The organism is Halomonas sp. M4R1S46 (genome assembly GCF_025725685.1).
In the GTDB taxonomy this organism is placed as follows: Bacteria; Pseudomonadota; Gammaproteobacteria; order Pseudomonadales; family Halomonadaceae; genus Halomonas.
The window spans coordinates 761,800-775,618 of sequence record NZ_CP107008.1 but is presented as its reverse complement, the minus strand read 5'-3'; the positions used below and the strand labels follow the sequence as shown (position 1 = coordinate 775,618).

General features: G+C 67.3%; 9 protein-coding genes. 6 read left to right on the top strand and 3 right to left on the bottom strand.

Annotated features, from left to right (window positions below; genetic code table 11):
- The first annotated feature begins 9 nt into the window (after positions 1–9).
- The gene (locus OCT48_RS03645; RefSeq protein WP_263591387.1) at positions 10–1,356 is read left to right on the top strand and encodes a radical SAM protein; all 1,347 of its coding nucleotides are present in this window, start codon (positions 10–12) and stop codon (positions 1,354–1,356) included.
- A gap of 90 nt (positions 1,357–1,446) precedes the next feature.
- Positions 1,447–2,190: a fumarate/nitrate reduction transcriptional regulator Fnr gene (gene fnr / locus OCT48_RS03640; protein WP_263591386.1), complete on the top strand. Its 744-nt coding sequence runs from the start codon at positions 1,447–1,449 to the stop codon at positions 2,188–2,190.
- A gap of 222 nt (positions 2,191–2,412) precedes the next feature.
- Here fnr and ttcA read toward each other — a convergent pair whose 3' ends face one another.
- The 3 genes from ttcA to OCT48_RS03625 form a co-directional block, all read right to left on the bottom strand.
- Entirely contained in the window at positions 2,413–3,324 is a 912-nt protein-coding gene (ttcA, locus tag OCT48_RS03635; RefSeq protein ID WP_263592570.1) for a tRNA 2-thiocytidine(32) synthetase TtcA, read from the bottom strand.
- Between the two features lie 95 nt (positions 3,325–3,419).
- Positions 3,420–4,046, bottom strand: a complete 627-nt coding sequence (locus OCT48_RS03630; protein ID WP_263591385.1) for a 3'-5' exonuclease — start codon at positions 4,044–4,046, stop codon at positions 3,420–3,422.
- A 30-nt stretch (positions 4,047–4,076) separates the two neighbouring features.
- Positions 4,077–5,900, bottom strand: a complete 1,824-nt coding sequence (locus tag OCT48_RS03625) for a DUF294 nucleotidyltransferase-like domain-containing protein (protein ID WP_263591384.1) — start codon at positions 5,898–5,900, stop codon at positions 4,077–4,079.
- Between the two features lie 677 nt (positions 5,901–6,577).
- Here OCT48_RS03625 and OCT48_RS03620 point away from each other — a divergent pair.
- From OCT48_RS03620 to OCT48_RS03605, 4 genes are all read left to right on the top strand, one after another.
- Entirely contained in the window at positions 6,578–6,838 is a 261-nt protein-coding gene (locus OCT48_RS03620) for a DUF4212 domain-containing protein (protein ID WP_183382765.1), read from the top strand.
- Positions 6,839–6,844: 6 nt separating this feature from the next.
- Positions 6,845–8,611 carry a sodium:solute symporter family protein gene (locus OCT48_RS03615; RefSeq protein ID WP_263591383.1) on the top strand — a complete coding sequence of 589 codons (1,767 nt, stop codon included), beginning with the start codon at positions 6,845–6,847 and terminating at the stop codon, positions 8,609–8,611.
- Positions 8,612–8,704: 93 nt separating this feature from the next.
- Entirely contained in the window at positions 8,705–9,220 is a 516-nt protein-coding gene (locus OCT48_RS03610) for a hypothetical protein (protein ID WP_263591382.1), read from the top strand.
- A 313-nt stretch (positions 9,221–9,533) separates the two neighbouring features.
- Positions 9,534–13,484 (top strand): NahK/ErcS family hybrid sensor histidine kinase/response regulator, encoded by a 3,951-nt coding sequence (locus OCT48_RS03605; protein WP_263591381.1) that lies wholly within the window; start codon positions 9,534–9,536, stop codon positions 13,482–13,484.
- The last annotated feature ends 335 nt before the right edge of the window (positions 13,485–13,819 follow it).

Below are 13,819 nucleotides of genomic sequence, written 5' to 3'. Positions count from 1 at the left end.
AGTGCCCTCATGTCCGCCAGCGCGCCTGCCGACCCTCACGCCCACGCCGACCCGCACGCTCCGGGGCCGACCGGGGGACCGGGCGATGCGGCGCCGGGCCCCGTTCCCCGCGACCATCCCGGCACCGAGGCCCTGTCGCCGGCCTTCACGGCGGCGGACTACCGCCGGGCACTGGAACACGGCAATGCCCGGGGCCGGCCGCTGTCCCTGGCGCTGCGCCTGCCCTTCTGCCAGCATGCCTGCTTCCACTGCATGCACCACCCGGTGGTCACCACCGATCGCCGACGCCCGGACGCCTACCTGGCGCGGCTCGACCGCGAGATGGTGCTGGTCGGCCGCCACCTCGACGCCAGCCGGGAGGTCCGCGGCCTGCACTGGGGCGGCGGGTCGCCGACCTTCCTGACGCTGAACCAGATGGGGGAGCTGATCGATCGCCTGGACGCACGCTTCCGACTGGCCCGGGGGCACGATCGGGACTTCGGCATCGAGATCGCCCCCCATGATGCCGATGTCCTCACCCTGCGCCACCTCGAGGCACTGGGCTTCAACCGGCTCACCCTGAACGTGCTCGACCTGGATGCCCGGGTGCTGCAGGCCATCAACCGTCCGCCGTCCCGGGGGCCCACCGAACAGTTGCTCGACGAGGCGGATCGCCTGGGCTTTCGCTCGCTGGACCTGGAACTGACCATTGGCCTGCCGCGCCAGAGCCGCGAGGGGTTCGCCGCCACCCTCGAGCAGACCCTCGCCATGGCGCCCGCCCGGCTCTCGCTCATTCCGTATGTCCACCGCCCGGCCCGCTTCCCGGCGCAGCGCCATATCCCTGCCGGGGGCCTGCCGGGCGCCGAGGCACAAGGGGCCATGCGTCGCGAGAGCCATGCCCGCCTGGTCGACGCCGGCTATGCCCACCTGGGCTGGGATCGCTATGCCCGGCGGGGCGGCGGCCTGAGGGATGCCCGGGTACAGGGGCGACGCCAGGCCGAGTGCGACCTCCTGGGCCTGGGCGTCGGGGCGGTCTCGCGCCTGGAGGGCGCCCTGGCCCGCAACGCCGTGGACCTGGCGGACTTCGAGGCCGCGCTGGACGACGGCGGCCTGGCGACCGCCAGCGGGCGCTGGCTGTCGCGGGATGACCACCTGCGGGAACGCGCCATCGAGACGTTGATGACCCGGCAGACCCTGGACCTCGCGGCCCTAGGCCAGGCCTTCGCCCTCGATGCCGAGGCCCGCCTGGCCAGCGCCCTGGATCGCCTGCTGGCCGCCGGGCTCGTCGCCCGCCGGGGGCAATGCCTCGACCTGGTCGCCCCCGGCACGCGCTGGACCCGGGAACTGACCCGGGCCTTCGGCGTCCCGGCCCCGTGAGCGCCGGCAGCATACCTCCGAAGGGGTGCTATGCCTGGCGGGCCTTCATCCGCCATAATGTCGGGCAGAGCCACTATCAAGGAGGACAGCATGCCTGATGTCGCAGCCGACAGGCGACGCTCCCTCTTGCAAGAGACCCGCTGTCAGACCTGCAGCCTGAGTTCGCTGTGTCTGCCACTGGCCCTCGAGCTCGAGGGCATGGACCAGTTCGATGCGATCATTCGCCGCCGCGCGCCCTTGAAGAAGGGCGAATCGCTGTTTCGCCAGGGCAGCCCCTTCACCAGTGTCTATGCCGTGCGTTCCGGGAGTCTCAAGCAGGTCACCACCGAGGGCAGCGGTGACGACCAGCTGACCAACTTCTACCTGCCCAGCGAGCTGGTAGGCCTCGACGGCATCGACGAGGAGACCTATCCGGGCTCGGTGGTGGCGCTCGAGACCACCACCGTCTGCGAGATCCCCTTCGACCGGCTCGACGCCCTCTCCGAGCGGCTGCCGGAGCTGCGCGCCCAGCTCTACCGCAGCATGAGCAAGGAGATGCGCGACGACCGACGCATGATGCGCCTGCTGTCGCGCAAGACCGCCGACCAGCGCCTGGCGACCTTCTTCACCAGCCTCTCCGACCGCTTCCGCCGGCGGGGCTACTCGCCCTACAGCTTCCGACTCTCCATGTCCCGGGCGGACATCGGCAACTACCTGGGCCTGGCCGTGGAGACCGTCAGCCGCATCCTCGGCCGCTTCCAGCAGCAGGGCCTGGTGGCCGCCTCCGGTCGCGAGGTCAACATCCTCGACCTGAACGCCCTGATCGAGGTGGCCGAGGAAGAAGGCTGCCGCTAGCACGCTTTCGCGTGAGCTGGAAGCTGGAAGCTGGAAGCTGGAAGCTGGAAGCTGGAAGCTGGAAGCTGGAAGCTGGAAGCTGGAAGCTGGAAGCTGGAAGCTGGAAGCTGGAAGCTGGAAGCTGGAAGGCAGCGTAAAACGAACCACCCCCATGGCCACTGCCTGGGGGTGGTTGTTCTTCCAGCTTCAAGCTTAAGCCCGCGAAGCGGGCGTTCTTCCAGCTTATGGCTCGTTGTGGAGCTCGATCCGATCGGCCTGCATCTTCGCCTGCCTGTCCTCGAGGCCGGCGAAGTCGAACAGCTCACGGTCGGCCAGCTGGGACGGCGCCACGTTGGTCACGGCCTTGAACATGCTCTCGAGCCGCCCCGGGTGCCTGGCCTCCCACTCGGCCAGCATCTCCTTGACCACCTGGCGCTGCAGGTTGGGCTGCGAGCCGCAGAGGTTGCAGGGGATGATCGGGAAGTCCATGCGGCGCGAGAACTCGGCGATATCCGCCTCGCGGCAGTAGGCCAGCGGACGGATGACGATGTTCTTGCCGTCGTCGGAGAGCAGCTTGGGTGGCATCGACTTGAGGCTGCCGCCGAAGAACAGGTTGAGGAACAGCGTCTCGAGGATGTCCTCGCGATGGTGGCCCAGGGCGATCTTGGTGGCGCCGATCTCCTCGGCATAGCCGTACAGGGAGCCGCGCCGCAGCCGCGAGCACAGCGCGCAGGTCGTCTTGCCTTCCGGGGTCTTCTCCTTGACCACCGAGTAGGTGTCGCGCTCGAGGATGTGGTAGTCGACCCCGATGCCGTCCAGGTAGGCCGGCAGGACATGCTCGGGAAAGCCCGGCTGCTTCTGGTCCAGGTTCACCGCCACCAGGGAGAAGTCGACGGGGGCATTGCGCTGCAGGCTGCGCAGGATCTCCAGCATGGTGTAGCTGTCCTTGCCACCGGACAGGCAGACCATCACCTTGTCCCCCTCGCGGATCATGTCGTAGTCGATGATGGCGTTGCCCACCTGGCGCCGCAGCCGCTTCTGCAGCTTGTTGAACTCGCGCCTGGCCTTGGCGGCACGGCGCTCGGCGCCGTCGGCGCTGGGCTCGGAGGTGGTGTCCTCGGCGGGACGAGGGTCGAACATCACGGCATCTTGCATGGTCACGGCGCTGCCAGGGCATCTGCGGGGGGACGGGCGCCTATCCTACCATCCTCCCCGGAGGCTGGCGAAGCGAAGCCCGCCAGCCGGACCCCTCAGGACGTCTGCCGCGGTGGCTGGCCCTCCCGGGCCAGGTGCAGATGCATCAGGGCGGTGGTCACCGCCACCCCCAGGGCGCTATGGCGCCCCATCAGGGGCACGCCGAGGCGTTCGGCGACCTCCTCGAAGCGCGGCCGGGTGTCGAGTTGGGGATGGTGGTGTCGCTGGCGACGCTGGTACACCTGCGCCACATCGATGCCGGCGTTGGGCAGGTCGAAGCCGAAGCGCGGCCGCAGGTAGCGATTGAGCAGGGCCAGCTCGAAATCCAGCCGCCAGCCCACCAGGGGCCGGTTGCCGACGAAGTCCAGCAACTGCGCCAGGACCTCGTCGATGCCCTGGCCATCGTCCAGGTCGATCCCCCGCAGCCCATGCAGGCGGATGGAGCCGCCATCCAGGCTGGCCGGACGCTCCAGGCGGAGGTCGAGGGACTCGCTGGTGAGTACCCGGTCGCCCCGCAGGCGCACGGCGGCGATGGCCACCAGCTCGGCGGTCCGGGCGTTGGTTCCGGTGGTCTGGCAGCCGAGGGCCACCAGCTCGTCGCCGGTATAGGGATGAAAGAGCCAGCCGTAGCGGCCATGGGCGTGTCGCCGGCGGTCGGTCACCCGTCGCCATGTCCTGAGCATGAATGCACTCCTGTGTTGTTGCTCCGGGCCTTACGCGTACTCGAGGTGGAAGTGGTGCGACAGGTGCTGCTTGAAGTCCTTGACGATGTGCAGCGCCTCGCGGAGCAGGTCGCGCTCCAGGGAGGACAGTTCCTGCACCACCACCCGGTCGGGCTCGTCGCCCTGCGTCCCCTCCCCGTCGAGCCGCGCCAGCTGCTGCTTGAGCCGCAGCTCGGTGAACAGCGACAGAGCCTCCCCCAGGTCCTCGGCGAAGCGCGCCTCCAGGCGCCCGTCCGCCACCAGGGCGTCCAGACGGTCCAGGGTCGAGGTCACGGCGATGCGCCGCTCGAGGGCCATGACGCGGACCCCGTGGACGATGGGGAAGATCCCGCCCTTCTTGATGTCGATGCCGTGCTGGGGCTTCTTGAGCGAGCCGAACAGGGTCAAGGGCGTGGCGAAGTGCAGCGCCGGCCGCGCGAAGTAGGACAACAGCAGCTGGTCGCCGGCACACAGGTGAAACAGGGTCTCGCGCAGGCGCTCCAGCAGCGACGGATTGCCGGCCACGGCATGGGCGTCGAGCACGATGGCCAGCTTCATCAGGCTGTCCCCGTCGCGCTGCTCCACCCACCGGGCGATGCGCCGCTTCCACTGGCTCTCGGTGCCCACCCAGTCGGGATTGGAGACCATGATGTTGCCCGGACAGGGCGGATAGCCCAGCTCGATGAGGGTCTCGGTGAGTCGCTGCATCCGTTCGGCACAGTCGGGCCAGTCCAGGGCATCGTCGAGGATCAGGCCATTGTCCTGATCGGTCTTGAGGATCTGCTCGCCGCGCCCCTCGCTGCCCATCACCATCAGGCAGCTGTCGCGGTGGTAACGCGCCTCGATCAGAAAGCCCCAGGCCTTGTTGACGATCCGGCCGTTGAGGGCCGCCAGCAGGCCCATGGCGAAGCGCAGCTTGACGCCCTGGGCCATCAGCGCGCGGACCAGCTCCGGGGTACGCCGGCTGGCGGCGGACAGCGCCGCCAGGCTGTCCGCCTGCTCGACCTGCAGGCTGACCACGTAACTGCGACTGGAGAAGTAGCTGAGCACATCGGTCAGTTCCACCACGCCCACCGCGGCCTGGCCCTCGGTGACCACCACCCGCTCCACCTGGTGCCGGGTCATCAGTACCAGCACCTGGAAGAGGTACTGGTCCGGCGTCACCGTGACCAGCACGAAGTGCGCCACCGACTGCACCGGGCTGTCCTGGGGCAGTCCCTCGAGGACCAGGGCGTTGAGCAGGTCGGTCTTGGTGATCATCCCCGGGCCCTGCTCGCCCTCGACCAGCAGGCTGTCGGCATGGCTGTCGTGCAGGGTAGTCACCGCCTCGGCGATGGTCGCCCGGGGGCCCACGCAGAGCGGCTCGCGCATGCACTCGTCGACCCTGGCGAGCATGAAGCCGGCCATGGTCACCCCGCCGGCGGCGCGCTGCTCGGTCAGCAGGCGGGTCTTGTGGGCCAGGGTCTGGCGGAAGAACTCGGCGAACGCCGGGTAGTCGTCGCAGAGTTTGAGGAACAGCGCCTTGGGCAGCAGGTAGCAGAGGCTCTCCTGCTCGGCCCGGAAGCGATAGCGGCTCGTGCCGTTGAGGATGCTGATGGCCCCGAAGAGGTCGCCGGCGGTGTAGTGGCCGATCCGCTCCCGGGCACCGGGCTGGGTAGTGTCGAGTTCCGCGACCTCGCCCTTGTGGATGAGGAAGACGTACTCGCCGGGCTGGCCGGTCTCGAGGATGATCTCGTCGCGATCGAAGTAGGCGAGGTCAATGCCGCCACGGACCCGCTCCCGCCCCGCCTCGTCGAGAAAGGTGAATGGCGGCTCGGAAAGATCGACATCGACCATAACGAGGTCCTCGTGTCGGGAAACGGGCATCGTCTGCCGGAAACTCCCGACCGCGGGCCAGGGGCACCGAGGGGTGAGCCGTTGCACGACAGGTGACACCGCGGCAGGAACACTGGGATCAGGGTAGCAAAGTCGGGATCGGGGCAAGTATCTAGACCATGGTTCTATGCGGCCCCCGGGCGTTACCATCTCATCTCGACAAGGCGTTATACCTTGGTACCATTCGACCCGCGTTTCGACTAAAGTCCAATTCGATAAGCTCCTAGACAATCGTCCTATGAACTGAAACGATACCGGAAACAAAGACCTCACAATCATCCGCAATGCAATGATTTAAAAGGGATACATAAAAACCTTTTAAATCGTTTTCTCCTCATGATACCAAAGTCTGGGATTTATTTTTCCGCTTTATTGACCAGCATTAGCGATGAGTCGTGCAGGGCAATCGCACGTCGACACCCCACCTCAACCAAAGCGTGAGCGACCCAGGTCCTGTCACAAGGTAAGGGAGGAAACCATGCCCTCATTGCCAACCTGCTCCAGGCCCGCTGCGTCTTCCGGCATCCCGGCCCGGATCACCGCTGGCTGATGGCTGTCCACGCGCGATTGCCCGGCTGAGTCATGTGAACGCTCGGGACAACTTCCCACCCCCCCAACAACAAGTGGAGAGCAACACCATGGCAGATGAGAAATCCAATGCCGAAGCCTACTGGGCGGCCAACCTCCGCCTCATTGCCGGCTGCCTGGTCGTCTGGGCGCTGGTGTCCTACGGCTTCGCCATCCTGCTGCGCCCGCTGCTCGCGAGCATTCCCGTCGGCGGCACCGACCTGGGCTTCTGGTTCGCGCAGCAGGGATCGATCCTGACCTTCATCGGCATCATCTTCTTCTACGCGTGGAAGATGAACCGGCTGGACAAAAAGTTCGGGCTTGGGGAGTAAGCCAGCATGAGTCAATTCGCGATCAACGTCCTCTTCGTGGGCGCTTCCTTCGCCCTCTATATCGGCATCGCCATCTGGGCGAAGGCCGGTTCGACGAAAGACTTCTACGTCGCCGGCGGCGGCGTGCATCCCATCACCAACGGCATGGCCATCGGCGCCGACTGGATGTCGGCGGCGTCCTTCATCTCCATGGCGGGCCTGATCGCCGCCGGCGGCTATGCCAACTCCACCTTCCTCATGGGCTGGACCGGCGGCTACGTCCTGCTGGCCACCCTGCTGGCCCCCTACCTGCGCAAGTTCGGCAAGTTCACGGTGCCTGAGTTCATCGGTGATCGCTTCTACAGCAAGAACGCTCGCCTGGTCGCCGTGATCTGCCTGATCGTCGCCTCGGTGACCTATGTCATCGGCCAGATGGCCGGCGCCGGCGTGGCCTTCTCGCGCTTCCTGGAAGTCGACGCCACCATGGGCCTGATCATCGCCGCCATCGTGGTGTTCTTCTACTCGGTACTGGGGGGCATGAAGGGCATCACCTACACCCAGGTCGCCCAATACTGCGTGCTGATCACCGCCTACACCATCCCGGCCGTGTTCATCTCGCTGGAGCTGACCGGCAACCCGGTGCCACCGCTCGGGCTGTTCTCGGAGCACAGTGACTCCGGCATGCCGCTGCTGGCCAAGCTCAACCAGGTCATCACCGAGCTCGGCTTCAACGAGTACACGGCGGACGTGGACAACAAGCTCAACATGGTGCTGTTCACCCTGTCGCTGATGATCGGTACCGCCGGCCTGCCCCACGTCATCATCCGCTTCTTCACCGTGCCGAAGGTCGCCGATGCACGCTGGTCCGCCGGCTGGGCCCTGGTCTTCATCGCCCTGCTGTACCTGACCGCCCCGGCCGTGGCCTCCATGGCACGCCTGAACCTGATGACCACCATCTACCCCGACGGCCCGACGGCCGAGCCCATCCAGTATGACGAGCGTCCGAACTGGGTGCGCGAGTGGGAGGTCACCGGGCTGATCCAGTACGAGGACAGGAACGACGACGGGCGCATCCAGCTCTACAACGACAGCGAGGCGTTCGCGCCGACCGCCGAGGCGCGTGGCTGGGCCGGCAACGAGCTGGAGGTCAACCGGGACATCCTGGTGCTGGCCAACCCGGAGATCGCCAACCTGCCCGGCTGGGTCATCGGCCTGATCGCCGCGGGGGGCCTGGCGGCGGCGCTGTCGACGGCAGCCGGGCTGTTGCTGGCGATTTCCTCGGCCATCAGTCATGACCTGATCAAGGGCTCGATCAATCCCAACATCTCCGAGAAGGGCGAACTGCTGGCGGCGCGGATCTCGATGTCCGTCGCCATCATCGTCGCCACCTACCTCGGCGCCAATCCCCCGGGCTTCGCGGCCCAGGTGGTGGCCCTGGCCTTCGGCATCGCCGCGGCCTCGCTGTTCCCGGCGCTGATGATGGGGATCTTCTCCAAGCGCGTGAACAACATGGGCGCGATCGCCGGCATGCTGTCGGGGCTGGCCTTCACCCTGGTCTACATCTTCGTCTACAAGGGCTGGCTCTTCATCCCGGGCACCAACAACCTGGAAGACATCCCGGCGAACTGGGTGCTGGGCATCTCGCCGCTGTCCATCGGCGCCGTGGGCGCGATCATCAACTTCGCCGTGGCCTTCTCGGTCTCCAAGGCGACCGCGGCACCGCCGCAGGAGATCCAGGACCTGGTGGAGAGCGTCCGCTATCCCAAGGGTGCTGGCATGGCGGTCGACCACTGAGCCATAATCCCGAACCGGCGCCGCCGCGGCGCCGGCCCCAACCCTTCGTCGGGCTTCCCTCGGGAAGCCCGACTGCTGTCAGGAAGCTGTCCTATGATATGGCACTTGATTGCGGCGGCCTTCGCCGGCCTCGGCGCCGCCGGCATCGGCCTGCTGCTGCGCATGCTCAGCCGCCAGCGCCTGCCTCGCTGGATCGTCCCGGTCTGTGCGGGGCTGGGCATGCTGGGCTACCAGATCAACCACGAGTACGCCTGGTTCGAGCACAAGCGCGCCCAGCTTCCCGCTTCCGCCCGGGTGGTGAGCACCGAGCAGACCCCAGTCTTCTGGCGTCCCTGGACCTACCTGGTGCCGCTGACCTCGGGCTTCACCGTGGTAGATCGGGACAACCTGGTGCGCTCCCGGACCGACGACCAGCGACTGGTCGAGTTCATCCTCTATCGCTTCGAGATGGCCAATGCGGACCGGGTACGGCACCAGGCCTACCTGTTGAACTGCAGCGCCCGGGAGCTGGTACCGCTGGCCGGTGAGCCGCGCCGGCCCCGCACCGAGGAGCTGCGCCACCTCGCAGCCGGTGACCCGCTGCTCCAGACGGTCTGTCGCGACGCCTGACCCACGCCGCCCCTGCCGTCGCCTCCCCTTGCCCCGGACTCGATCTGAAATCTCGGCGCGCGAAGGCTAGCGCTATGTCCGTTCCCGACGGACATTCGCACTTCCACCTCCCTGTGGGTCGCAAGGCAACAGACAGCGACAAATGGGCAGCTTTGCTGCTTGAAAAGCGAGCGACAGGGATGTCGCGAGTCAGAATGCGGAGTTTACGAAGGGGTAAATGAGCATTTCGAGCCGGCTGTTAACGCCGTATAGCCGAGCGTAGACAGATTTCAGACGAGGCTTAGAATGGGCGGGAACCCGAGGGAGAGTACCCATGTTCGCAGGCTGGCTGCTGATCGTCGTTTCGCTGCTCTACGTCGCGGTGCTGTTCGCCATCGCCTGGCGGGGAGACCGTCAGGCCCGCGAGCGAGGCGCCACCCGCCGGCGACCGGTGATCTACAGCCTGGCACTGGCCATCTACTGCACCTCCTGGACCTTCCACGGCGCCGTGGGCCAGGCCGCCACCTCGGGCTGGTCCTTCGCCAGCATCTTCGTCGGTCCCATCCTGACCCTGCTGCTGTTCTGGCCGGTGCTGGCCAAGATGATCCGCGTCGCCAAGCACCAGAACGTCACCTCGATCGCCGACTTCATCGCCTCGCGCTACGGCAAGACGCAGTCGCTGGCCGCCTTCGCCAGCCTGGTCGCGCTGATCGGCACCCTGCCCTACATCGCCTTGCAGCTGAAAGCGGTATCCGCTTCCTTCAGCGTGCTCACCGAGGCCAGCGACATTACCCGCACGCCACTGTTCGGCGATACCGCCTTCTATGTCGCCGCGGTGATGGCGCTGTTCGCGATCCTGTTCGGCACCCGCCATACCGACGCCACCGAGCACCATGAGGGCCTGATCCATGCGGTGGCCTTCGAGTCGCTGGTCAAGCTGCTGGCCTTCCTGATCCTCGGTGCCTATGTCACCTGGGGCATGTTCGACGGCCTCGGCGATCTGCTGGCCTTCGCCGACATCCAGCTGCAGCTGCAGCGCCAGCTCGCCCAGCAGGACTTCGGCCAGAGCTTCTGGGCCCAGACCCTGCTGGCCATGCTGGCCATCCTCTGCCTGCCCCGCCAGTTCCACGTGGCGGTGGTGGAGAACACCCATCGCGACGATGCCGCCAAGGCCCGCTGGCTGTTCCCGCTCTACCTGGTGGCCTTCGCCTTCTTCGTGCTGCCGCTGGCCGCCGCCGGCCTGACGCTGTTCGCCGACGGCAGCGTCGAGCCCGACAGCTATGTGCTGGCCCTGTCCATGGCGGCCGGCAGCGAGTGGCTGGCCCTGCTGACCTTCATCGGCGGCTTCTCGGCGGCCACCGGCATGGTCATCGTCGCCGCCGTGGCGGTGTCGATCATGATCTCCAACGAGATCGTCATCCCGGCGCTGTTCCGCCTGCGCTGGTTCGACACCAAGGCCCGGGACTACGGCCGCCTGGTGCTGCGCGCCCGGCGCATCACCATCGCGGTGATCCTGGCCATGGCCTATGGCTTCTATCAGCTGATCGGCGAGTTCAACTCCCTGGCCGCGACCGGTATGCTCTCCTTCGCCGCCGCGGCGCAGTTCGCCCCGGCGTTGATCGGCGGCCTCTACTGGAAGCGCGGCAACCGCCTGGGGGTCATCGTCGGCATGAACGCCGGCTTCGCCATCTGGGCCTACAGCCTGCTGATGCCGGCGATGATCGGCGCCGGGGTGCTGCCGGCCAGCTGGCTCTCGGGCGGCCCCCTGGGCATCGCCTGGCTGTCGCCCACCTCGCTGTTCGGCCTCAACGTCGGCGACAGCTTCACCCACGGGGTGATGCTGTCGCTGGGCGTGAACCTGGTGGCCTACATCTTCGTCTCCCAGATGACGCCCCAGCGCGTGGTGGAACGCATCCAGGCCTCGCTGTTCGTTGACAGCGTCGAGACGCGCCAGACGTCGGTGAACCGGCCCTGGACCGGGGCCACCACCGTCGGCGACCTCAAGGTGCTGTGCGAGCGCTTCCTGGGGGCCAGCCAGGTCAGCCGCGCCTTCGATGATTACGCCCGCCGCACCGGCAAGCCCCTGGAGGACAACACCCGGGCCTCCATCGACGTGATCCAGTTCACCGAGCGCTTCCTGGCCTCGGTGCTGGGCGCTTCCTCGGCGCGGATCGTCGTCAATTCGGCGCTGCAGGGCCGCGGCATCGGCATCTCCGACGTGATCTCCATCGTCGACGAGGCCTCCCAGGTCCTGGAGTTCAACCGCGCCCTGCTCCAGGCCACCATCGAGAACATCAACCAGGGCATCAGCGTGGTGGATCAGAACCTGCGCCTGGTGGTGTGGAACCAGCGTTACCTGGAGCTGTTCCGCTTCCCGGACCACCTGATCCGGGTCGGCGCCCCGGTCGACCGCATCTTTCGCTACAACGCCCACAACGGCGAGTACGGCCCCGGCGACCCGGAGGAGCACGTCCAGCTGCTGCTCGACAACATCCGCGAGGGCCAGCCCCATCGCTATGTCCGCTACCGTCAGGACGGCAGCGTGCTGGAGGTCCAGGGCAACCCCATGCCCGGCGGCGGCTTCGTCTACACCTACCAGGACATCACCCAGCAGAAGCGCATCGAGGAAGCGCTGATCCGCTCCGAGAACAACATCCGCATCTATACCGACAACGTGCCGGCGCTGATCGCCTACTTCGACAAGGAGTGCCGCTACCTCTTCACCAACCGCGCCTACGAGAAGGCCTTCGGCATCGATCGCAATGCGGTGATCGGCAAGCCGCTGCAGGAGGTGATCCCGGAGGAGCTGGCCCTGGAACGCGAGCCGTGGATCGAGCGCGCCCTGGTCGGCGAGCGGGTCCACTTCGAGGTCTCGCTGACCCTGCCCGAAGGCCTGCGCTACATGCTGGTCACCTACACGCCACACTTCGGCGACAGCGGGGCGATACTGGGCTTCTTCGCGCTCTATCAGGACATCACCGAGCGCCGCCGCGCGGAGATCGCCCTCAAGGAGACCAACGAGACCCTGGAGGAGCGTGTCCGCGAGCGCACCCAGGCGCTCTCCGAGGCCAACGCCGCGCTGCGCCAGGAGAACCGCGTGCGCGCCGAGGCCGAGCAGGCGTTGCGCCAGGCCAAGCAGGTCGCCGAGGACGCCAACGCCTCCAAGACACGCTTCCTGGCCGCCGCCAGCCACGACCTGCTGCAGCCGCTCAACGCCGCCCGGCTGTTCACCTCGGCACTGTCCCAGGAGATGGACGCCGTCGACATGAGGCGCACCATCGGCCATATCGACAACTCCCTGCAGGCCGCCGAGGAGCTGCTCGGCACCCTGCTGGACATCTCCAAGCTCGACGCCGGCGCGCTGACCCCGCGGCGCAGCCATTTCGCCCTCGCCGACATCTTCCGGCCGCTGCGCGCCGAGTTCGAGGTGATGGCCGAGGACCGCGGCCTGGACCTGGTGGTCGTGGCCACCCGCTGCTGGGTCGACAGCGATGCCCAGATGCTCAGGCGCATCGTGCAGAACTTCCTGTCGAACGCCATCCGCTACACCCAGGAAGGACGGGTATTGCTCGGTTGCCGACGCCATGGCGAGCGGCTGTCCATCGAGGTCTGGGACTCGGGCCCCGGCATCCCCGAGGCCAAGCAGGCCGAGATCTTCCAGGAGTTCCGCCGGCTCGACCAGGCCTCGCGGCACAAGGAAAGCGAGAAGGGCCTGGGCCTGGGGCTATCGATCGCCGACCGCATGAGCCGGGTGCTCGACCACCCCATCACCGTGCGTTCCTGGGAAGGCGTGGGCACCGTCTTCGCGGTCAGCGTGCCGGTGGTGGCCGCCCGCCGCCAGGAAGACGTCGAGGTGGCCACCCCGCGGCGCGCCGGCAACAAGCTGGCCGGCAAGCGCATCCTGTGCATCGACAACGAGTCGCTGATCCTCGAGGGCATGAAGGCCATGCTCTCCGGCTGGGGCTGCGAGGTCTTCACGGCCACCTCCATCGGCGGCGCCAAGTCGGTACTGCGTCACCTCGACGACGACCCGGACGCGATCCTGGCCGACTACCACCTGGACAACGAGGTCACCGGCCTGATGGCCATGGAGGCCCTGGGCGAGCGTCTCTATGGCGCCGTCCCCGGCATCGTGATCACCGCCGACCGCACCGAGGAAGTCGCCGAGGAGATCCGCCGCGCCGGCTACCAGTTGCTGCTCAAGCCGGTCCGCCCCGCCGCCCTGCGCGCCTTGCTGACCCGCACCCTGCAGGCCAGCCGGGCGGCCACCAGGCAAGAGGGGTAGCGCGCTGCGCGCGCGAGCTGGAAGCTGGAAGCTGGAAGCTGGAAGCTGGAAGCTGGAAGCTGGAAGCTGGAAGCTGGAAGCTGGAAGCCAGATGGTAGCGGAGACCTGCTGACGCAAGCGGCGCCGGGGACAGGTCGAAGTGGGGGTCCGATGCCATGGGCGAGGCGGAAGGAGAAGAACATCCAGTGAATGTTCTTCCCGCCGAGCGGGTTGGCCAGGATGGCCAACCCCGGCCCTGCAAGCGGAGCAGGATGCGAGAGCGCCGCAGGGCATCGGTAGCGCCCAGGGAGGGGTTCACAGCGCCCCCGCGGAGGCCTGTCGCCGGGAAAGCCGCG